The following is a 19,926-nucleotide window of genomic DNA, read 5'->3' as shown; positions in this document are numbered from 1 at the left end:
TTTTGGAGCCGGGATTTCCAATTTAATTTAAGGAGGAGCAGAGTCCCGGAATGAAAATGAGAAGAGCAGTTTTGTATGAACAGGAGGATCTTCGGATTGAAGAATGTGAGGTTCCTGAAATCGGAGAAGGAGATGTTTTAGTAAAAAACAAGATCTCTGCCACGTGTGGGACGGATGTAAAAATATATAAGAGGGGATATCCTTTATTGAAACCACCGCATCCATTCGGACATGAATACTCGGGAGTGATTGCCGCAGTGGGGAAAAAGGTTAAGAATTTTAAAGAGGGAGACCGGGTAGCTGTGCACAATACAGCCCCATGTAATCATTGTTATTTCTGTAAAAAGGGATTTCCTTCTATGTGCGAAGACATGTTATTTAACAGAGGGACCTATGCAGAATATGTAAAAGTACCGGAGAGAATTGTAGAACAGAATATGTTTTTGCTTGATGATTCGATTTCTCATAAGAGTGCTTCCCTGATGGAGCCATTTTCCTGTGCTGTATATGGAATAGAAGAATGCCCCATTCACTTAGGTGATGTAGTAGCGGTAAACGGTGCGGGTCCGATCGGTTTGATGTTTGCGAGGCTTGCAGTGTTAAAAGGCGCTCATGTTATTGTTACGGATAAGGCACAAAATCGATTGGAGCTTGCAAAGAAGCTGGGGGTTCATGAGATATTAAATATTACAGATATTGAGGACAGCGCATATGCAGTAAAAGCGATGACAGAAGGAGGCAGGGGAGCGGATATTGTAATTGAGGCTACCGGCCTGATCAATGTATGGGAAAGCAGTGTTAAGATGGCAAGGAAAGCCGGGTTTGTTCTTTTATTCGGCGGAACAAAGGAAAAAAGCATCCTTTCGATTGATGCAACTCTTCTGCACTATTCACAAGTAACGGTCAAAGGTGTATTTCACACAACCCCGAGACATGTTCGAACTGCGTTGGAGTTGTTAAAAATGGGAGTGATCCAAAGTGATGATTTTATTCAAAAGGAGTATCCGCTTGAGAAACTGGAAGAGGCGATACTTGAACATGCGGCCCAAAAAGTAATTAAAAATTGTATTGTTTACTAGGCAGAAAAGGATGGTGATAACATGTATTCTATAAAATTAGGGTGCGAAAAAATTTACTGGGGGAAGAACGCTGTACAACAGCTTAAGACACTGGAAGGACCAAGAAAAAGAGCATTTATTGTCATGAGCGGAAATGTTCTTATAGATGTCGGCTCCTATAAAAAAGTTACGGATGTTTTAGAAGAAGCCGGTTTTGAATACGAGGCCTACACAGAAGTTGAACCGGAGCCAAGTTTTCATACAATTTTAAAGGGTGCAGAAAAGATGAAGACTTTTGAACCGGACTGGATTATAGGATTTGGCGGCGGATCAGCAATGGATGCAGCAAAAGCTATGTGGGTGTTTTATGAGAATCCTGCCTATCGAACACTGGAGGAGACAATGCCTCCGAATATCATAGAGAATTTAAGAGTGAAAGCAAAAGTCTGCTGTATTGCCACATCTGCCGGAACAGGAAGTGAGGCAACCAGAGCAGCTTTAATTAAGGATATTGAACAAAAGAAAAAATATTCTGTCAGAGACATGAATGGAAGACTGGTTCCGGATGCAGCTGTTTTAGATCCTGAATTTACGGCAACGATGCCTAAGAGTTTAACGGCAGCTTCCGGAATGGATGCCCTGACACATGCAATAGAATCTTATGTAACGCCAACTGCAAATCCATTTTCAAAGGCAATGTCCCTGGCCGCTTTTCTTTATGGATATAAGAGTCTGGAAAAAGTGTACGAAAATCCGGAAGATGAAAATGCAGGGGCAGAGATGTTGGCCGCATCCTGCATGGGAGGAATCGCATTCTCTAATTCTGGATTAGGAATTGTTCATGGGATTGCTCATTCTTTCGGGGCGGAATATGGAGTGCCCCATGGGCTTGCCAATGCGATTGTACTTCCATACGGATTGGAATATAACAGTCGGAATGATGAAGTTAAAAAAATGTACGACGAACTTGCAGGATTTATAGGAAAAAAATCATTGGCGGATGCGATTGCCGAGCTGAGCGAGAAAATAGATATTCCAAAAACAATGAAAGAAAAAGTACAGGAAGACACTTTTATTAAGAATTTGGATAAATTAACAGAAAAAGCAATGAGTGACGTGGCAACGCCATTTAATCCGATTCAGCCAACGGCAGAAGAGATGAAGGAATTAATTCTTAAGGTATACTATGGGAAAGATACTGTGAACAGCTTGTAAAGGCTTAGTTTCATATTTTGTCAAAGCTAACCTTTGAGATCAATTGATTTCAGAGGTTAGCTTTTTGAAAGAAAATCTTTAAAAATTCGTCAAACCGCATGGAAACGGGGATTTTGTGCGGACAGCATTAAGACTCATATTTTATATTGTCTGGCTGGGGACTCCTGTTTACTTGGGCAGTAACGTCTGCTGTACTCTTAAGTTCCTTATGAAGGTGCAGAGCCATAAATACTGTAATAACCCCAGAGATAACATCAGCAATCGGCTGAGCATAAAGAATTCCGCTGATACCCCAAAGTGCCGGGAAAATAAAGATGACAGGGACAAAGCAGATTCCCTGCCTGCATGCACCCAGGATAAAACCTTCCTTTGCTTTTCCCAGAGCAAGGAAAAGGGATGAATATACCGTATAGAAACCAAAGAGCAGAAAAGATAAACCGTTTGCCCGCAGTGCCTTTTGGCCGGCACGGATCATTTCCATATCTCCTTCTGTGAATCCTGAAATGATAGATGAGGAAAACGAAGCCGCAGCTGCCCCAAAGATTACGCAGAATATTGTGGACCATATAATAGAAGTTTTGACCGCTTCATGTAAGCGGTCATATTTTTTTGCCCCATAGCTGAATCCTGCAATTGGCTGAAAGCCTTTGATAAATCCGAAGACCATGAGACTTGCCATAGAAATAACCCTTGTTACCACACCCATAGCGGCGATGACGGAATCCCCGTATACTTTCGTCTGTTTGTTGATCAGTGCGATGGAAAGACTGGTCAGCAGCTGAAAGATCAGGGTAGGAATCCCTATTTTCATGATTTCCGATATCATTTTTTTAGAAAAACAGCAGTCTTTTATTTTGAAATCAAATACACTTTTCTTTCTGAATACATAACATAAATACACAGCGGTAGAAACTATTTGTGAGATGGCCGTAGCGATTGCAGCACCGGCCACGCCCAGATCCAGGACATAAATGAAGATGGGGTCTAAAATAATATTCAGAGCAGCACCTGTCAGCAGGGCACACATCGTTGTCTTAGCGGACCCTTCATTGGTGACAATATTATTCATTGTCACATTAAAAACGTTGAAGATAGATGAGACAATATAGATGCCTGTATAAGTGACTGCATAGGGCATTATGCTTTTGGTTGCTCCAAGCAACTTTAAAATCGGATTCAGAAAAATCACCGTACAAATAATTAAGACTGCACCTGCAGCCACACTGCTGTAGAGAGCTGTACTGGCGACTTTGTTGGCAGTATCTTTTTCTTCGCGTCCCAGCAGTCTGGAAACATAGGATGCGGCTCCGTTTCCGAATAACAGGCCCAGTCCTACCACCGCCTGTCCGAGGGGAAAGGCAACGGAGATTGCGCCCATCTGGCTGGTTCCCAGCACTCCCACAAAGTAAGCATCTACCAGGTTGTATAAGGCATTGATCATCATGCCGATCATAGTCGGCAGCCCCATGGCTAAAAGTGCTTTCGGTATCGGAGCACCTCCTAACAGTTCCATCTTTTTGTTTTGTTCATTCATAATGAACTCTCCTTTCTGTTGACATGAAATATAAAATATACTACTATAAATTATAGCAAGTAAATAGTGAATCACATACTACTATAAATTATAGTAGTTGTCAAGCAAAAGGGGGAAATCATGGCAACCATTGATCTTATCGTGCTGGGAATCTTGAAGAAGGAATCTTTAAGTGCCTACGATATTCAAAAGATCGTAGAGTACCGCAATATATCCAAATGGGTGAAGATCAGTACACCTTCTATTTACAAAAAAGTCATCCAGCTGGAGAAAAAAGGATTTATGAAAGGCGATATTGTAAAAGAAGGAAATATGGCGGAAAAGACGGTTTATTCTTTGACGGAGCAGGGCGAGAAGCAATTTGAAAAGCTCATGCTGGAGATCGCTTCAAAACCTGTCCGAATATTTCTCGACTTTAATGCCGTCATTGTAAATCTGGACAGTCTGCCGAAGGAAAAACAGAAATCCTGTTTGACAGAGATTGAGAATAACATGAAGACTTTAAAAGGATATATCGAAGAAAATGTAAGCCTGAAAGAACATCTGCCGGAGATTCCGAAAACAGGAATGGCTGTTTTAGAGCAGCAGCTTATCTTGGCACAGGCGCTGGAAACATGGATTGAGGAACTGAAAGAAACTCTTTAACTGAAAGAAAAATTTAGGAGGGTAAGTTATGTTTGAATCAAGATGCGGTGTCTGCTGCAATTCATGTGAACGAAAGGAGCAGGTTCACTGTAAAGGATGCACAGAAATGAAACAGCCGTTTTGGGGCGGTGAGTGCGGGGTGAAGTCCTGCTGTGAGAAAAAAGGATTCGACCACTGCGGAGTCTGTCCGGATTTCCCGTGTGAGATGCTTTCTGCTATGGGCGTGGAAGAGGGATTTGATCCGGAACCTAAGATTACGCAGTGCAGGATTTGGGCGGGAGAGAGTACTGTTAAGTAAACAACAGAATATGAGAATGACCTTAAGCCAGAAGATTTTTCATCTTCTGGCTTAAAAACTGTTTACAAAATGTAAAAATAGTTGTATAATACATTCGAAAGTACAAACGTCCGTACATTATAACGTTAGGATAAAATGATGGGAGGTGAACAAATAGAATTTTAAAACAAAAGGCAGAAGTCAATATTTGAGGAGGTTAAGATGTATACAAATTTGAAGAAGGTTCTGAAAAAAGCGGATGAACTGAACATGGCAGTGGGGGCGTTTAATACCCACAGTCTGGAAATGCTTCCAGCCATTATCCTGGCGGCGAAAGAACAGGGGACTCCGGTGATCATTCAGACGAGTGTCGGAACGGCCAAATATGTGGGGCACAAGAATCTGGTATCTGTGTGCAGGGCCATGTCGGAGGAAGCAGGAATTGACGTGGTGCTTCATTTGGACCATGCAAAAGAGTATGATGATATAAAAGAGGCGATTGATGCCGGTTACAGTTCTGTCATGTTTGACGGATCATCCCTGCCGCTGAAAGAAAATATTTTAAAGACACAGCAGATCATTGAATATGCAGGGAAATTTGATGTCTCTGTGGAGGCGGAACTGGGGATCGTCGGGGGAACAGAGGACGGAGTAGCAGTGTCAGAGGCGGAGGTGCGCTATACAGACCCAAAAGAAGCAGTGGACTTTGTGAAGAAGACAGGGATTGATGCACTGGCAGTGGCAATCGGCACGAATCACGGACAGTATAAGTCCAAGACAAACATTAACTTTGAAAGGCTGAAAGAAATTAAAGAGGCGGTAGATCTTCCTCTGGTTATTCACGGCGGGACCGGAGTAAAGGATGAGGACGTGAGACGGGTAATCGATCTTGGAATCAGGAAATTTAATGTGGGAACAGAACTTCTGGTCACCTGGACGAAAAAGTCCAAAGAGCTTTTTGGACAGACCTCGGAAAGCAGTTCTCTGAGAAATAATGTAGTGCCGTGTATCGAAGCAGTCAACCAGGTAGTACAGAGGAAAATAGAACTCTTTAAAAATCTCAATTAAGGCGGGTGATGCATATGAGAGCAGGATATTATACAGGGGATCGGACCTATGAAGTGAGAGAAGTACCTGACCGGGAACCGGAAGATGATGAAGTGAAAATCGAAGTGGCATGGTGCGGCCTGTGCGGCACAGACATACATAAATTTGAAGGGAAAAACGGGGCCAGTCCGGTGATACCGCCGATTATTCTCGGACATGAGTGTTCCGGGATTGTGACAGCCGTCGGACCGAAGGTTAAGTATTTTAAACCCGGAGACAGGGTGGCGGCAGATCCCAGTTACGGATGCGGGAAATGTATTTACTGCCAGCAGGGGCTTCCGAATTTCTGTTTTGAAAGGCACGGTGTGGCAAAAGGATTTTCTGACTATGTGTACCCTCCGGAGCAGAACGTCTATAAAGTGTCGGAGAAGCTGGATCTTAAAAATGCGGCATTCGCAGAGCCTTTGTCCTGTGTGATCCACGGACTGGATCTGATTCAGATCCGAAGCGGCTCGGCAGTGGTAATTTACGGTCTGGGCTCTATCGGAAGCCTGATGCTTCAGATGGTGAAACTCTCGGGGGCCTCTGTCATCATCGTGGTTGAGAGGGAGAAAGAGAAACAGCAGCTGGCTCTTGAGCTGGGAGCCGATTATGCAGTGGATGACAAAGAAATAGAAAAGCTGGCTGAGACATTTAATATTGACTATGTTATCGAATGTATCGGATTAAAATCAACCATGGAGCAGTCTCTGAAGATTGCGGGAAAAAATGCCAAGGTACTGCTGTTTGGACTCGGAGATCCGGATGAGCCGGTTTCCATGAACCAATTTGAGGCGTATACGAAGGAACTCAGCATCTATACTTCTTATTTAAATCCAAACACAACGAAACGGGCGGTGGCGCTTTTAGAAAGCGGAAAGCTTGATACCGATACAATCATCAGTGCCAGCCTTGATCTGGAAGAGATGGGTGAGGAGCTGAAAACACAGAGGTATGCAAAGAAAGGGAAAGTGATGGTCCGCTTAAGCGGAAAACATTAATCGGAAAGAGGAGGATTTAAGATGGTAATTTCAGCAATTTTAGTAGCTTTGCTGGCAACAATGGGGCAGTGGTGGTTTTTTGGTCCGGTGACAAAATGTCTGGTGTACCCACTGACGACAGGGCTGCTGACCGGTATTTTTATGGGAGATCCGATGACAGGTATGCTCGCGGGTGCTAACATACAGCTGATCTATCTGGGATGGATTTCCGCAGGGGGAACCATGCCTAGCAATACGATCGTTGCAGGGATCTTTGGTACAGCCATGACGATTCTATCAGGCGCGAGCCCGACGATGGCAGTGACATTTGCCATCCCGTTCAGTATGTTTGGCCTTTTACTGAATCAGGTTTATATGACTGTGAACTCTTTCTGGATTCACAGGGCTGATGTTATGCTGGAAAACGGGAATATCAGAGGAGTGCGGCTTATGAATTTTGTCCCGTCCTTTCTGGTGGCCTTTGCGCTGTATGGGATTCCTGCCTTTGCGCTCGTGATGTCCGGGAAAACATGGGGTACTGCTTTGATTAATACCATTCCCAAGAGCCTTGTAACTGCGCTGCAGGTAGTCGGAGGGATCATGCCTGCACTTGGAATCGCCATGCTTTTAAACTATCTTGGAAAGAAAAAGCTGGTTCCGTATTTCTTTGCCGGATTTTTCCTGACGATCTACTTAAAACTGGATATTATGGCCGTTGCGATTTTTGCGGCAATCATTGCAATTATCATGTTTATGGCCGATAATAAAAAGGAAGAAAAAACGAAGAAAGTGAAGCGCCTCACGCTGAAGAAAAATGAAGAGCGCACTGATTATGCAGAGGAAACAGAAGCGAGGGATTATCAGAAAAAACTGTCAAAAAGAGATCTTGTAAAGACATGGCTGGCCACCACCAGCACAGAGGCATGCTATAACTATGAACGGCTGCAGGCCCTGGGAATCGCCAATCTGATGATCGGGCCGGTCAAACGCCTGTACGAATCCAATGAAGAGCGGGTCAGAGAGCTGAAAAAGTATATGGTATTTTATAACTCAGAAGTCTTTACTATCGGGCCGATCATTAACGGGATCACGGTTTCTATGGAGGAGGCCAGAGCCAACGGGGAAAGTGTTTCGGCAGAAGACATCAATTCCGTCCGCACCGGACTCATGGGACCCGTAGCCGGTATCGGAGACACCGTTATGCAGGGAATCCTGTTTCCTATTTTAGCGGGTATCGGCTGTACGATGGCGCTGGACCGGAATTATGTCGGACCGGTATTTTTTACAGTATTGTTTGAGATCCTGATTTTTACATGCGGATATTTCATGTTTATGAATGGCTACAAATACGGAAAATCTACTCTGTTGAAAATCCTTAAAAACGGGGTGATTGATAAGGTGACCAATGCCTTCAGCATTGTGGGACTCATGGTTGTGGGGTGCATGGCTTCCACAAGAATTACAGTGAATACTCCGTTTAAGATTGCCGTGGGCAGCGGTGTGGTAAAGTTTCAGGAGATTTTAAACTCCCTTCTTCCAGGACTCATTCCTTTAGCTATCACCCTGATTGTATGGAAACTTGTTTCAAAGAAGATCAACGTCACTTGGATCGTTATCGGCATCTTCATTGTAGGAATTGCGGCATCTTATCTGGGGCTGCTTGGATTTGTGGGATAGAGGGATGCCGTTATGATACATATTATGTTAGTAAGCCACGGCCGTTTCTGTGAAGGGCTTTTAGAAAGCCTTCAAATGGTGGCAGGGGAACAGGAGGGGATATCAGCTGTCCCTCTCCTGCCCGGAGAGTCTCCGGAAGCATACAGAAACAGACTGGAAAGTGAGATAAAAGAGTACGAATCAGAGGAAGGTACTTTGGTTCTTACGGATGTGACAGGGGGAACCCCTTTTAACAGTACAGGATACCTGGCGAAAGACCATAAGATCGGTGTGGTTTCAGGTATGAATATGCCGATGCTGATCACTCTGGTTTTTGCCAGAACCGAAAAGAGCACGCTGGATGAACTGATACAGGAGGCAGTCTCTCCGGGGGCATTGGCGGTAAAGGGAATGAATTTAAGCAAAGGAGGCAGGAAGAATGGAAAACTTAGTCTTAACAAGAATTGACGACCGGCTGATCCACGGGCAGGTGATGACAGCCTGGATCAAGCAGAAAAATGCAGTACAGGTTGTCGTTGCCGATGATGAAGTGGCAGAAGACGATTTTATGATCAATGTGCTGGAAATGGCAGTGCCCGATGAGATTGCCATCGGTATATTTAACCGGGACGATGCGGTGGAATTTATGAAACAGGGGCTGGAAGCGCCTACAATCCTTCTTGTAAAAGGGCCGGAAATCCTGAATTACATGGTGGATCAAGGAATTGAAATCGATGAGATCGACGTGGGAGGAATGGGTGCAAAAGAAGGGAGAAGTGTTTTGTATAAAAATATTTCTACTAACCCGGAAGAAAATAAAAACTTCCTTGATTTGATCCAAAAGGGAGTTAATGTTTTTGTCCAGGTTATGCCTCAGGATAAACAAGTCAATGTTGCGGAGTATATTAAAAAGTAAAGGAGGCTTTTAACATGAATGCGGAGAGATTAGATGATAAGGTAACTGTCATCACCGGAGGCGGAAGCGGCATGGGAGCCGCTATGGCAAAAGAGTTTGCAAAGAGGGGAGCCAAAGTTGTAATCTTTGACCTGAATGAAGAAAAATCCATGCAGGTTGTGGAGGAAATAAAGGCCGGAGGCGGTGAGGCCTGCTTTTTCAAGACGGATGTGACGAAGAAAGAGCAAATTGATGAAAATACATGTAAAGCAGCCGAAAGATATGGTAGAATCAATTCATGGATCAACTCTGCCGGATTTTCCAAGATGGCGCCGTTTCTGGAAAGCAGTGAGGAACTTTGGGATACGACGATCAATGTGAATCTGAAAGCCACGTTCTTGTGCTGTCAGGCGGCAGTGAGACAGATGCTTGACGGAGGCGGAACAATCATCAATATGTCTTCACTTTCAGGGAAAAAGCCAAGTTCCTGGCAGACCATTTACTGCGCAAGCAAATACGGTGTCCAGGGACTGTCCCAGTCCATAGCAAAAGAATTTGCAGACAAGGGCATACGGGTAAATACCATCTGTCCGGGAATTGTCCCGACAGAGATGTGGCAGAAGTTAAAATATGAATATGCAAAGAAAAGAAATTTAGATCCGGAAGAAGTGCTCCCGTATTTTGAGAAGAATATTCCGATGCATAAGCTGGTAGATCTGAAAAATGTAACGGATGCGGCGATCTTCCTGACTACGGACAGCTCAAGCTATCTGACCGGACAGTCCATCAATCTCGTGGGCGGGGAGCTGATGGAATAATTTTAGGAACACAGTTACAGAGAGGTGTAAGCGATGAAACATGAATTGGATTTCAGCGGAAGGGAACAGCTTTATTACCAGATATATGATTATATGTATCAGGACATTGTCACCGGGAAGTATCAGATCGGGGATCTGATCCCTGCTGAGAGTGAAATGATGGCTTATTATAAGGTCAGCAGGGCTACGGTCAGAAAAGCGATGGATATGCTGGCAGATGAAGGACTGATCGAAAAAAAACGCGGCCATGGGACTTATGTAAAGAACATGAAAGCAAAAAGTGATAACCAGAAGATCGTCAATTTTTTGCGGGAACACAGTGACGGCAAGAGGGTGGCGAGCAAAAAGGTTCTGGATAAGACGGTCATTCGTGCGGATCAGGAAGTCTTAGAAAATCTTCAGCTTGAAGAGGGCGCAAAAGTGATCAGGATTGAGAGGGTCCGGTATGCAGATGAAAAGCCCATGTATATTGAGACCAATTATCTGGATTACGATTGGGTTCCGGAAGCGCTGGAGAAAGACTTTTCCAAGGAATCGCTGAGAGTTTATTATGTGAACCACTGTCACATCAAGCTGGCGAAAGCGGAAGAAAAGATTTATTCTATTTTGGCAGATGAGCGGAGGTCCAAGCTGCTTCAGGTGGAAGTGGGAGCGCCTCTGATCTATGTGAAGCGTGTTTCCTATGACGAAAACAAAATTCCAAGAGAGTATGTAGAAGCTTATTACCGGGCAGATACTTATTATCTGACAGTTGAATTAGCATTATAACAGGAGACTGCCGTTTTGCCGCGGCAGTCTGTTTATTTGGGAGAGATGTATGAAAAAAGCAATGATACTCCTTGCCGGTTATCCGGCAACGGGGAAGACGTTCTTCTGCAAACAGATTTTAAATCGGCACAATGAATTTGTTGTAGTTTCTCAGGATGAAATGAAAGAGAAGCTGTGGGACCGTTTTGGATTTGAAAATATAGAAGAAAAGATTCGTCTGGAAGATCAAAGCTGGGAGTTGTACTATGCAAAGCTGGAGGAACTCATGAGCGGGGAGTACTCGGTAATTTCGGATTATCCGTTCAGCGAAAAACAGAAGGGAAGACTTGAAAGCCTTTCCTTAACTTATGGATATCAGGTGCTCACGATCCGCCTTACCGGAAACATTGATGTGTTGTATGAGCGGTCAAGAAACAGAGATCTGGAACCGTCCAGACACCTGGCACATTTGGTGACACGATATCAAGAAGGGGATGTGCTGGAAGACCGGACGAAGGCGGATGCTCTGGTGACTTATGAAATATTTAAAGACCGGTGTTTAAATAAAGGTTATGATAAGTTTCAGCTGGGGAGTCTGATTGAACTGGACGTGACGGATTATGAAAAGGTTGATTATGAGGCGGTGTTAGATCGGGTGGATGAGATATTGGATCGATAGAGACAGAATTGTGAAAAAATTTGTTTTTAATGTTTAACGGAAGCAAAAATGTGATGAATTAAATATTTTGAGGATCGTACCAGTATTTTCTATAAATTTTTAAAATATATGGAAAAAGGCAATTATTATAGTATGATATTTAATAAAGGTCGGCCTATGATAGCGTATAAAGTATGGGGGATCGACCGATTTAAAAAAATCCGAGTTTATGCGGGATGGAGAGATATGTGAGCTTTTTGGTGAGAATTGTTGTTTTAATAGAATGACTATTTTATGCGAAGGAAATGGGTATTAGAGCTAACTATAAGTGTTTGAAATACACCAATTGAACGCGTACAAATATAGTCTTAGTGTACTTAGGATTAACAATAAGTGATCAAGATAACATCTGGAAACTGTGCAGAATCAGACAGAAGCGGTATTGGAATTATCATAGATGATACAAGCTACTCAGATATAAGGGATGTAAATAAGATAATTCCATATTAGGCAAAGAGAAAATGATGAAGTATAAAAGGAAAGTTTATATGTCTATATTATAAGGAGTATTATGATAACAAAAGAATTAGACTGTTTTAACATTGCACAGATCTGTGATTCCGGTCAGTGTTTCCGTATGAGGCAGAAGCATGACAATACATATTCGGTGATTGCAGGAAATGAATATTTGGAAGTGACCCAGAATGGAAACCAATGCACATTTCACTGTGATGAAAGGAAGTACGAGACATTTTGGAGGGAATATTTTGATCTGAATACAGATTACAAAAAATACATAGAATCAATTGATGAACAAGACCAATATCTGAAAAAAGCCTCGGAGTTTGGTTTCGGCATCCGTATTTTGAATCAGGATTTATGGGAAATGATCGTCTCATTTTTAATATCACAGCAAAACAATATTGTCCGCATCCGCCGGTGTATTGACAACATTTGTGAGTGTTATGGAGAGAAAAGATTTGACGGATCAGGGAAGCTTTACTATACATTTCCTCAAGCGGAGGCATTGGCGGAACTTCATGAGGATGCTTTGAAGGACAGCAACCTGGGGTACCGGAGCAAGTATGTGGTGCGGACTGCAAAAAGCCTGACAGAGGGAGAAGTCTCTTTGGAGGCAATAAAACAAATGCCTTATAAAGAGGCAAAGACTGAATTGATGAAACTGTATGGCATCGGGGAGAAAGTGGCGGACTGTATCTGCCTGTTTGCACTTCATCATTTTGAAGCATTTCCTGTAGACACTCACATCAGACAGGCTCTGGAAGGCCATTATCCTGACGGGTTTCCGGCAGAAAGATACAATGGATGTGAAGGAGTCATGCAGCAGTACATTTTTTATTATGAACTGATGGGAAAGAAGATGAATAAATGAAGGAGTTGAAAGTTAAGGGATCTGAGATCACAATTTTTGATGATAAAATAAGGAAAGATGACCCGGTCATCTGGATACATACTTTTCCGGGAGAAGCAGAGAATATCCGGGCACAGATGAAGGAACAGTGTATTCTTATCGGCATCACAGGTGCCGACTGGAACCAGGATTTTTCGCCGTGGCGTGCAGATAGGGTATTCGCATCCGGAGGGGATTTTGCAGGGGATGCAAGGGAGATATCTGGACATTTGGGAAAGGAAAAAAGCACAAGCCACCGCGCCGCCCGCACAGTAAAACAGAATAACCGACAGCAAAGAGGGATTTTCCAACCACGGGAAATCCCTTTTTCGCGCCCGGAAACCCGACGGTATCATCACGACGCAGAGGAACGGGCAGATCATTGTTGCGGAGTTGTTTTCAACCACAGCGGCACAGAAACATTCCGCGACAAGCTATTGAAAATGATACTTGCCGACAGGACGGAGTAAAACGGAAAACCGCTTATTTGTAAAAATCCATTCCATACTCCAGAAATGAAAGGAGCATTTCAGATATGCCAAAGACCAAACTTGAAAAAATCGCAGGTATCGAGGAGGAAATCAGACAGCTTGAAAACAAGCGGAAACAGCTTGTGCAGGAGCAAAAGGCGCAGGCGCGCAAAGACTGGAGGAAACATCTTTGCCGCCGCCGCTTATCGGGCGGGGGAATGACCGCCGCCAGCAGGAGGAACAGGAAGCGGAGGAAAAGCGGCTTGCATACAACCGAGAACGGCAAAAGGAATGGAGGGAGAAACACAGAGCCAGCGAGCCGGAGAAGCAAAAAAAACATTGTGGAAATGTGCATAACAGGCTATTGTGTCATGGATAACTCTGTTCACAGAACATGGAAAAGCTAAAGTGCAGCTTTCCCATATTTTGCAAACAGAGTTACCCACAACTCCATAAGACAGCCAGTTATACACATTACACACAATGCCGACGACTACGGAATCCCTCTCATTCTTATATGGTCAAAAAGATAGATAAATATAAAACTATTTTGAATTTGAAACTTTATTTTTAGAAGTTGAAAGTAGCTGTTTTTCAAGAATCGCCTGTTCTTCTCCCCACTTTTTTAACTCCTGTAACGCTGGAACCAACTTTAATCCGGCTTGTGTTAAACAATACTCTACATGAGGTGGGATTTCCGAATATTGAATACGAGTAACTAAACCATGTGTTTCCAATTCTTGTAATGAACGAGTTAGCATAATATTGGTGATACCATGAACTTGCCTTTTTAGTTCATTGTATCGTATATTTCCATAAGATAATTTCCATAAAATTGGTAACTTCCAACGACCACTGAGAAGATTGAGCGCACTTACAATTTCACAAGAGCCATTATATAAATTTCTATCAGCCATTTATTCCTCACTATTCTAGGGCACAAAAGTGTGCGTACTTGTATTTTTGTTTCTTAAAGCTATACTAATTATAACAAAAGTTTTTTGAATGTAAATAAAAAGGGAGTTTTGTATGAAAGTAACAGCAATTAACGGAAGTCCAAGAAAGGATTGGAATACGGTCGCTCTGTTAAAGAAATCTCTTGAAGGAGTCGCTTCTATTGGTGCAGAAACAGACTTGATTCATCTTTATGATTTAGATTTTAAAGGTTGTTGTAGCTGTTTTGCGTGCAAGAAAAAAGAAAGCAATCTTAATGGACATTGTGCAATGAAAGATGATTTGACAGAGGTGTTAAAAAAAGTTATATCAAGTGATATTTTGATATTCGGTTCCCCCATCTATTTAGGCAACATTACCGGAGAAATGAAATCTTTTATGGAACGGCTTATATTTGCAAATCTTTCTTATGATTCAGCAAACCGCACAAATTTTATGGGTACGATACAAACTGGTTTTATTTATACTATGGGCTTGCCACATGAAATGATAAAATCGTTTGGCTATCATTATATTTTTGAAAACAACAAAAATTACTTGAAACTTTTAAATGGACATTCTGAATATATCATTTCTGCAGACTGTTACCAGTTTGACGATTATTCAAAATATGCTGCATCAAATTTCAATGCAGAACATAAGGGAAAAATCAGAAAAAAGCAGTTTCCGATAGATTGCCAAAACGCTTTTAAAATGGGTGAAAAATTAGCCTCATATGCAAGTAATCAAGGCGTAACAGCTTAAAGCGCTGCTATCCTTATGAATTACAGATGTAACCATAAACTATGCACCGCCCCACGTGGGAGAAAGGAGGAATTTTCTATGACTTGCACGGCAATATCTTGAGAAGTCCTAAAAAGCCAGCAAAATCAATGATTTCATGGAGAGAAAAGGCGTTTACTACACCACTACTACACCATTTTTGAAAGAGCCTTGAATGACAAAATAGCAAAAGATGAATGAATTTGATAATTTTGTAGAAATCTAAAATATACTGGATTATACTGTGAATTGGGTAGACATCGTCTACCCAATTTGACTAAGAAAATGTATACTTATTGACTTTTGCGCTTTGTAATTATATAATAACAAGCATAAAAGTCAATGGGAAGTAGAGGATTATTGTGGGAGCAACTGAAGAGATTATTAAGATGGCAAAAGGGAATAATGGAATAGTTACTACTGCAATGGTGGTTGCAGCAGGGTTTTCACGTGGGAATATTAAATACCTTGTTGATAAGGGAATAATAGAGAAATCCTCCCGAGGTATTTACATTTTGCCGGAAGTTTGGGATGATGAAATTTTTAATTTACAGAATCGATTTAAAAGAGGAGTTTATTCCCACGAAACAGCATTGTTTCTATGGGATTTAACAGATCGAACACCGAACAAATATCATATGACTTTTCCGATGAATTACAATTTGACAAACCCAAAGAAAGAAAATATTAGGTGTGTGCAGTGTAAGAAAGAGATATATGATTTGGGAATAGAAGAAGTGACTACACCGGGTGGAAATGCTGTAAGAGCGTATAGTGTAGAACGAACGCTCTGTGATATTTTAAAGCCTCATAGCCATGTGGACATTCAGGTGGTAACAGAAGCTTTTAAGCGTTATGCAGCTAATTCGGATAAAAATATTCCTGTTTTATCTGAATTAGCAAAACTTTTAAAGGTTGAAATAAAACTCAGATCATATCTGGAGGTACTGTTGTGAAAAATGCAATGCAGTTAAAGGCAATTATTAAAAATCTTGCAAAAGAAAAACATATATCTGCACAACTCATAATGCAAAATTTTATCTTGAAGGGTGGATTTTTGATTGCAGCGATGGTTGGTCTTGACACTAGAGCAACCATGGATATGGACGCAACAATAAAAGGATTGCCTGTAAATGAACAGACTATTCGGGAAATATTTGGAGAAGTATGTAAAATAGAATTGAATGATGATGTGTTGTTTAGTTTTCGGAGTAAATACTCGGTTACAGATTGATGATCAAATTAAGGACAAGACAGAACTTACATATGCATCAACGGTAGTGGGAGAAGCGCTTCCTAGTTCTCATAATGGATTGGGATATAAGAATCTTATTAAAATTAAATTTATGTTGGCGGATTTTGCGGATAAGATTAAACAGGGAAATCTTGCATGTATTCCCTTATTGTTTATTGAGGAACCGGAGTCTCATATGCACCCGCAGATGCAACAAACATTTGCTGGTTATTTAGAAAAGTACTTGATGATACGTTTCGTGACTTTTTGAGTGAGCTTGTTGGTGATGATAATATTTTTACTTATGAGGAATATATCAGCCGTGATTGGAGGGCCGGATAAATTGATTATTAAAAGAAAGTATAATTAAATAGCAATTTAAAGAATCATTACCAAAAATAACTCCCCATGTGTTCCACATACATTCTATACTAACATGGTAAATACAGGTATGGATATAAAGACCTTACAGTATGTAATGGGAGATTCTGTTGTGGGAGCGACGCTGAATGTTTACACCCACGCAAGCTATGACCGAGCTGCGGAACAGATGGCAAAAGTTATCGGTTTTAAGGTAACTGCTACACAGGAAAAACAAAGAAAATCAGGTTGACAATACACCAGTTTACTACACCATTTGCCCATGAATTTGCGTAGACTTATGTAGATATGCATAGAGAAAGGTAAAAACAGAAAATCAAGAAAACGCCGGAAAGCCAGTAATTACAGGTATTTGAAGGCTTATGAAGGGATATAAAAGATATGATAAAAGTACTTTTTATTTGCCACGGCAGTATCTTGAAAAGTCTTGGAGAAGCCAGTAAAATCAATAGTTCTGTTACAGATAAAGGCGCTTACTACACCACTACTACACCATTTTTGAAAGTGTCTTGATATGACAGTAAAAGCAAGTTAAAATATAATTATTATGGAAAATTGAGGTGACATAATGGAAAATCATTTGACGCCATACCAATCAGTTATTACAGAAATTAAAAGCATTATTTCTTCCGGACAAGAAGCAGCTTATAGTGCCTCTAGTAAGGCAATGCTGCTTACTTATTGGAATATTGGCAAACGAATTGTAGAGCAGGAAATGGGCGGCAGTGAACGTGCAGAGTATGGCAGAGGTTTAATTTCTGCATTGGCAGACGATTTGACAAAGGAGTTTGGCAAAAATTATTCCAAAAGGAATTTGCATTATTACATCAAATTTTATCAGTGCTTTCCCGATGAACAGATTGTGAACGCATGCGTTCACAATCTTAACTGGACGCACATTCGGAGTCTTCTTCGCGTTGCAGATGAAAATGCGCGCTATTGGTACATGAAAGAGACTATTGATGAGAACTGGAGTTCAAGAACCTTAGATCGTAATATCAGTACGCAATATTATTATAGACTGCTTCAGGCACCCAAAAAAGATGCTGTAATTGAAGAAATGAAACAGAAAACCGCAGAGTTTCAGAAAAATCAGTTTGAACTAATCAAAAGTCCGGTGATTGCGGAATTTCTTGGTTTCAAAAATGAAGATACCTACTTAGAGGGAGATTTAGAATCTGCCATTCTTTCGCATATTAGAGATTTTTTAATGGAATTGGGCAGAGGATTTGCATTCGTGGCTCGTCAGCAGCATATTGTAACGGAAACTTCGGACTACTATTTAGATCTCGTTTTTTACAATATCGAACTGAAGTGTTATGTTCTAATCGATTTGAAGATGGGCAGGATTACCCATCAGGATGTGGGACAGATTGATATGTATGTGCGCATGTATGATGAATTAAAGCGAGGAAAAGGAGACAATCCTACGATTGGAATCTTGTTGTGTTCAGAAACTGATGAGGATATTGCCAGATATTCGGTTCTTCATGATAATGATAGACTTTTTATGTCAAAATATTTGACTTATTTGCCTACAAAGGAGCAGTTGAAAGCAGAGATTGAGAGACAGAAAGAAATTTTTTCTATGCAGCATCCAGATATATATGTAGACGAACAGAAATCGGATATGTAGATACAAATAGAGGGGAGAGAAATGATTCGTGAGTATATATACGAAAGAAGAGTTTGCTAAATTATCAGTCATGTATGATGGTGATAAGGATAGAGATGCCACGAGCAAGATTAGGGGATTCTTATTTCAGGATTATATTACGATTATGTGTCTCCTTCAGAAGCAAGTAAAGTATGTCTGTTCAGAATATCTAGAGGATGTGGATGTATTTTTCGAGGATGGCACATTCGAGTTTATTCAGGTGAAATATTATCCGAAGACAAATCCGAATATGAAGGAAATTTCGACAGATCTTTATTATCAGTATCTACGCCTCCAGATGCTTCAGTCTACTTTGACAGCAGTTCCGAGACTTTATATTCATAGAAAGTCAAAGGTTAAGAAACCAACGTTTGATGAGATGAAAACATATATTGGACTTGCATAGTTACAAACTATGGATAAGCATTTCCAAATAGAATTTTATATGAATAGAATGTTGTGATATACTAATTGGCATGGAGGGAAAATTCATGCCAATTTATATTATTACCAGATTTTTGCTGTATTGTATAATCAATGCGTTTACACCAGGACCCGGAAATATTCTTGCACTGAATACAGTAACAAATTATGGTTGGAAAAAAGGAAAACCGCTTTTTTTAGGGATATTTGCAGGCTATTATATTGTTCAGGCTATTTGTGCAATATTTGTCTTTGGCGTAAGTAGTTTTCTTCCTGATATTTTGAAAATTCTGAAATATGTTGGTGCCGCCTATATTTTGTGGCTGGCCTTTCATATTGCTGCCAGTAAGCCAAATATAAGTGGCGACAGCAAATCAGCGTCTTTCACAAAAGGATTTATGCTTCAATTTGTAAATATCAAAATATATATGTTTGGCATTACTTCGTTGACAGGCTATATTACAGATTACAGCACATCTCTTAGCATTTTGCTATTATTTGAAATGATAATTGCAACGATTGGGACAATCGCAACAATCACATGGATTGGATTAGGAATACTAATACAAAAATATTATCTTAAATACTATCGAGTTATAAATATTATTCTTGCATTAACATTATTGGAATGTGTATATAGTATGCTAAAATAAATTGTTTTCTGACAAAATAGCAAAGCCAGTCGAGCCAGTCAACGGTCAAGATGAACGGCGCGTATGCGCCGCCGTTGACAGCCCCGCCCGTCTTTGCAGGAGGGTAATCAAGGCGCTGATCAGTTTTGCTATTGTCATAATCTAATCTATTTCCACCGCTCAGAAAAAGCCTTGTTTCTCCACAGGGCTATTCCGGTCATGGGTATGTATTATACCATGTAATTCAACGAACACAGCAAAGCATTTTTTTCGCCCGGTAGGTTTGCGACCTGCCGGGCGATTTTTATTATGGGTCGTGACCCTGTTGAGCACGCAAAGCGTGCGAAATAGAAACCACCCGCTATGCGGGTGCGCGGTGATAGTTATACAAAAAAATCACCTTTCCGTTATAATGAGGTTGTTCAAGCCAATA

Annotated in this window: 24 protein-coding genes and 1 pseudogene; 23 read left to right on the top strand and 2 right to left on the bottom strand. The window is 41.2% G+C overall.

Annotation, left to right across the window (positions count from 1 at the left end):
• Positions 1-50: 50 nt before the first annotated feature.
• Entirely contained in the window at positions 51-1,079 is a 1,029-nt protein-coding gene (locus CI597_RS11935) for a zinc-dependent alcohol dehydrogenase (protein WP_081723905.1), read from the top strand.
• A 21-nt stretch (positions 1,080-1,100) separates the two neighbouring features.
• Complete coding sequence (locus CI597_RS11930; RefSeq protein WP_024728819.1) at positions 1,101-2,273, top strand: iron-containing alcohol dehydrogenase; 1,173 nt, start codon at positions 1,101-1,103, stop codon at positions 2,271-2,273.
• A 127-nt stretch (positions 2,274-2,400) separates the two neighbouring features.
• On the opposite strand, the gene CI597_RS11925 is transcribed toward CI597_RS11930, so the two are convergent.
• Positions 2,401-3,807: an MATE family efflux transporter gene (locus CI597_RS11925; protein WP_095142952.1), complete on the bottom strand. Its 1,407-nt coding sequence runs from the start codon at positions 3,805-3,807 to the stop codon at positions 2,401-2,403.
• 120 nt (positions 3,808-3,927) lie between these two features.
• Between CI597_RS11925 and CI597_RS11920 the strand changes: the two genes are divergently transcribed.
• The 13 genes and pseudogenes from CI597_RS11920 to CI597_RS11860 all read left to right on the top strand — a co-directional run bounded on the left by CI597_RS11920 (position 3,928) and on the right by CI597_RS11860 (position 13,857).
• Entirely contained in the window at positions 3,928-4,452 is a 525-nt protein-coding gene (locus tag CI597_RS11920; protein ID WP_024728817.1) for a PadR family transcriptional regulator, read from the top strand.
• Positions 4,453-4,480: 28 nt separating this feature from the next.
• Positions 4,481-4,750: a DUF3795 domain-containing protein gene (locus tag CI597_RS11915; RefSeq protein ID WP_024728816.1), complete on the top strand. Its 270-nt coding sequence runs from the start codon at positions 4,481-4,483 to the stop codon at positions 4,748-4,750.
• Between the two features lie 201 nt (positions 4,751-4,951).
• Positions 4,952-5,797, top strand: a complete 846-nt coding sequence (locus CI597_RS11910; protein WP_024728815.1) for a class II fructose-bisphosphate aldolase — start codon at positions 4,952-4,954, stop codon at positions 5,795-5,797.
• 14 nt (positions 5,798-5,811) lie between these two features.
• A complete protein-coding gene (locus tag CI597_RS11905; protein WP_024728814.1) occupies positions 5,812-6,816 on the top strand; it encodes a zinc-dependent alcohol dehydrogenase family protein in 1,005 nt (334 codons plus the stop codon).
• Positions 6,817-6,837: 21 nt separating this feature from the next.
• Positions 6,838-8,472, top strand: coding sequence for a PTS system mannose/fructose/sorbose family transporter subunit IID (locus tag CI597_RS11900; RefSeq protein ID WP_024728813.1), 1,635 nt, complete (start codon positions 6,838-6,840; stop codon positions 8,470-8,472).
• Positions 8,473-8,484: 12 nt separating this feature from the next.
• Entirely contained in the window at positions 8,485-8,919 is a 435-nt protein-coding gene (locus CI597_RS11895; RefSeq protein WP_024728812.1) for a PTS sugar transporter subunit IIA, read from the top strand.
• Positions 8,891-9,367, top strand: coding sequence for a PTS sugar transporter subunit IIB (locus tag CI597_RS11890; RefSeq protein ID WP_024728811.1), 477 nt, complete (start codon positions 8,891-8,893; stop codon positions 9,365-9,367). Before CI597_RS11895 ends, CI597_RS11890 begins: the two co-directional genes overlap by 29 nt.
• 14 nt (positions 9,368-9,381) lie before the next feature.
• A complete protein-coding gene (locus CI597_RS11885; RefSeq protein ID WP_024728810.1) occupies positions 9,382-10,164 on the top strand; it encodes an SDR family NAD(P)-dependent oxidoreductase in 783 nt (260 codons plus the stop codon).
• A gap of 33 nt (positions 10,165-10,197) precedes the next feature.
• Positions 10,198-10,932: a GntR family transcriptional regulator gene (locus CI597_RS11880; RefSeq protein ID WP_024728809.1), complete on the top strand. Its 735-nt coding sequence runs from the start codon at positions 10,198-10,200 to the stop codon at positions 10,930-10,932.
• A gap of 49 nt (positions 10,933-10,981) precedes the next feature.
• Positions 10,982-11,590: an AAA family ATPase gene (locus CI597_RS11875; protein WP_024728808.1), complete on the top strand. Its 609-nt coding sequence runs from the start codon at positions 10,982-10,984 to the stop codon at positions 11,588-11,590.
• Between the two features lie 550 nt (positions 11,591-12,140).
• Positions 12,141-12,962, top strand: a complete 822-nt coding sequence (locus tag CI597_RS11870) for a DNA-3-methyladenine glycosylase family protein (RefSeq protein WP_024728807.1) — start codon at positions 12,141-12,143, stop codon at positions 12,960-12,962.
• A gap of 300 nt (positions 12,963-13,262) precedes the next feature.
• Positions 13,263-13,450 (top strand): annotated as a pseudogene (locus CI597_RS19505) (transposon-encoded TnpW family protein).
• Positions 13,451-13,515: 65 nt separating this feature from the next.
• Positions 13,516-13,857, top strand: a complete 342-nt coding sequence (locus CI597_RS11860) for a hypothetical protein (RefSeq protein ID WP_024728806.1) — start codon at positions 13,516-13,518, stop codon at positions 13,855-13,857.
• A 138-nt stretch (positions 13,858-13,995) separates the two neighbouring features.
• Here the strand turns inward: CI597_RS11860 and CI597_RS11855 are convergent, their stop codons facing one another.
• Entirely contained in the window at positions 13,996-14,367 is a 372-nt protein-coding gene (locus CI597_RS11855) for a winged helix-turn-helix transcriptional regulator (RefSeq protein ID WP_024728805.1), read from the bottom strand.
• 112 nt (positions 14,368-14,479) lie between these two features.
• Here CI597_RS11855 and CI597_RS11850 point away from each other — a divergent pair, with 112 nt between their 5' ends.
• The 8 genes from CI597_RS11850 to CI597_RS11815 all read left to right on the top strand — a co-directional run bounded on the left by CI597_RS11850 (position 14,480) and on the right by CI597_RS11815 (position 19,514).
• On the top strand, positions 14,480-15,148 hold the full coding sequence (locus tag CI597_RS11850) for a flavodoxin family protein (protein ID WP_024728804.1): 669 nt from the start codon (positions 14,480-14,482) through the stop codon (positions 15,146-15,148).
• Between the two features lie 380 nt (positions 15,149-15,528).
• Complete coding sequence (locus CI597_RS11845) at positions 15,529-16,122, top strand: type IV toxin-antitoxin system AbiEi family antitoxin domain-containing protein (protein WP_024728803.1); 594 nt, start codon at positions 15,529-15,531, stop codon at positions 16,120-16,122.
• On the top strand, positions 16,119-16,400 hold the full coding sequence (locus tag CI597_RS11840) for a nucleotidyl transferase AbiEii/AbiGii toxin family protein (protein WP_024728802.1): 282 nt from the start codon (positions 16,119-16,121) through the stop codon (positions 16,398-16,400). Before CI597_RS11845 ends, CI597_RS11840 begins: the two co-directional genes overlap by 4 nt.
• Positions 16,351-16,671, top strand: a complete 321-nt coding sequence (locus CI597_RS19500) for an AAA family ATPase (protein ID WP_095142951.1) — start codon at positions 16,351-16,353, stop codon at positions 16,669-16,671. Before CI597_RS11840 ends, CI597_RS19500 begins: the two co-directional genes overlap by 50 nt.
• A gap of 180 nt (positions 16,672-16,851) precedes the next feature.
• Complete coding sequence (locus CI597_RS11830; RefSeq protein ID WP_235824615.1) at positions 16,852-17,013, top strand: hypothetical protein; 162 nt, start codon at positions 16,852-16,854, stop codon at positions 17,011-17,013.
• Positions 17,014-17,349: 336 nt separating this feature from the next.
• Complete coding sequence (locus CI597_RS11825) at positions 17,350-18,417, top strand: PDDEXK nuclease domain-containing protein (protein WP_024728800.1); 1,068 nt, start codon at positions 17,350-17,352, stop codon at positions 18,415-18,417.
• Positions 18,418-18,445: 28 nt separating this feature from the next.
• Positions 18,446-18,844, top strand: coding sequence for a hypothetical protein (locus CI597_RS11820; RefSeq protein ID WP_024728799.1), 399 nt, complete (start codon positions 18,446-18,448; stop codon positions 18,842-18,844).
• Between the two features lie 85 nt (positions 18,845-18,929).
• Positions 18,930-19,514 (top strand): LysE family transporter, encoded by a 585-nt coding sequence (locus tag CI597_RS11815; protein WP_024728798.1) that lies wholly within the window; start codon positions 18,930-18,932, stop codon positions 19,512-19,514.
• Positions 19,515-19,926 lie beyond the last annotated feature (412 nt).

Origin of the sequence: Anaerostipes hominis (ex Lee et al. 2021), from assembly GCF_002270485.1 — a bacterium.
Lineage (GTDB): Bacteria > Bacillota > Clostridia > Lachnospirales > Lachnospiraceae > Anaerostipes > Anaerostipes hominis.
This window is presented reverse-complemented; position numbering and strand designations above follow the sequence as displayed.

Excerpts from the sequence above, each read along its gene's own strand:
- CI597_RS11935 (WP_081723905.1), top strand. The coding sequence starts at position 51 with ATGAAAATGAGAAGAGCAGTTTTGTATGAACAGGAGGATCTTCGGATT.
- CI597_RS11930 (WP_024728819.1), top strand. The coding sequence starts at position 1,101 with ATGTATTCTATAAAATTAGGGTGCGAAAAAATTTACTGGGGGAAGAAC.
- CI597_RS11925 (WP_095142952.1), bottom strand. The coding sequence starts at position 3,807 with ATGAATGAACAAAACAAAAAGATGGAACTGTTAGGAGGTGCTCCGATA.
- CI597_RS11920 (WP_024728817.1), top strand. The coding sequence starts at position 3,928 with ATGGCAACCATTGATCTTATCGTGCTGGGAATCTTGAAGAAGGAATCT.
- CI597_RS11915 (WP_024728816.1), top strand. The coding sequence starts at position 4,481 with ATGTTTGAATCAAGATGCGGTGTCTGCTGCAATTCATGTGAACGAAAG.
- CI597_RS11910 (WP_024728815.1), top strand. The coding sequence starts at position 4,952 with ATGTATACAAATTTGAAGAAGGTTCTGAAAAAAGCGGATGAACTGAAC.
- CI597_RS11905 (WP_024728814.1), top strand. The coding sequence starts at position 5,812 with ATGAGAGCAGGATATTATACAGGGGATCGGACCTATGAAGTGAGAGAA.
- CI597_RS11900 (WP_024728813.1), top strand. The coding sequence starts at position 6,838 with ATGGTAATTTCAGCAATTTTAGTAGCTTTGCTGGCAACAATGGGGCAG.
- CI597_RS11895 (WP_024728812.1), top strand. The coding sequence starts at position 8,485 with ATGATACATATTATGTTAGTAAGCCACGGCCGTTTCTGTGAAGGGCTT.
- CI597_RS11890 (WP_024728811.1), top strand. The coding sequence starts at position 8,891 with ATGGAAAACTTAGTCTTAACAAGAATTGACGACCGGCTGATCCACGGG.
- CI597_RS11885 (WP_024728810.1), top strand. The coding sequence starts at position 9,382 with ATGAATGCGGAGAGATTAGATGATAAGGTAACTGTCATCACCGGAGGC.
- CI597_RS11880 (WP_024728809.1), top strand. The coding sequence starts at position 10,198 with ATGAAACATGAATTGGATTTCAGCGGAAGGGAACAGCTTTATTACCAG.
- CI597_RS11875 (WP_024728808.1), top strand. The coding sequence starts at position 10,982 with ATGAAAAAAGCAATGATACTCCTTGCCGGTTATCCGGCAACGGGGAAG.
- CI597_RS11870 (WP_024728807.1), top strand. The coding sequence starts at position 12,141 with ATGATAACAAAAGAATTAGACTGTTTTAACATTGCACAGATCTGTGAT.
- CI597_RS11860 (WP_024728806.1), top strand. The coding sequence starts at position 13,516 with ATGCCAAAGACCAAACTTGAAAAAATCGCAGGTATCGAGGAGGAAATC.
- CI597_RS11855 (WP_024728805.1), bottom strand. The coding sequence starts at position 14,367 with ATGGCTGATAGAAATTTATATAATGGCTCTTGTGAAATTGTAAGTGCG.
- CI597_RS11850 (WP_024728804.1), top strand. The coding sequence starts at position 14,480 with ATGAAAGTAACAGCAATTAACGGAAGTCCAAGAAAGGATTGGAATACG.
- CI597_RS19500 (WP_095142951.1), top strand. The coding sequence starts at position 16,351 with ATGATGATGTGTTGTTTAGTTTTCGGAGTAAATACTCGGTTACAGATT.
- CI597_RS11830 (WP_235824615.1), top strand. The coding sequence starts at position 16,852 with ATGGATATAAAGACCTTACAGTATGTAATGGGAGATTCTGTTGTGGGA.
- CI597_RS11825 (WP_024728800.1), top strand. The coding sequence starts at position 17,350 with ATGGAAAATCATTTGACGCCATACCAATCAGTTATTACAGAAATTAAA.
- CI597_RS11815 (WP_024728798.1), top strand. The coding sequence starts at position 18,930 with ATGCCAATTTATATTATTACCAGATTTTTGCTGTATTGTATAATCAAT.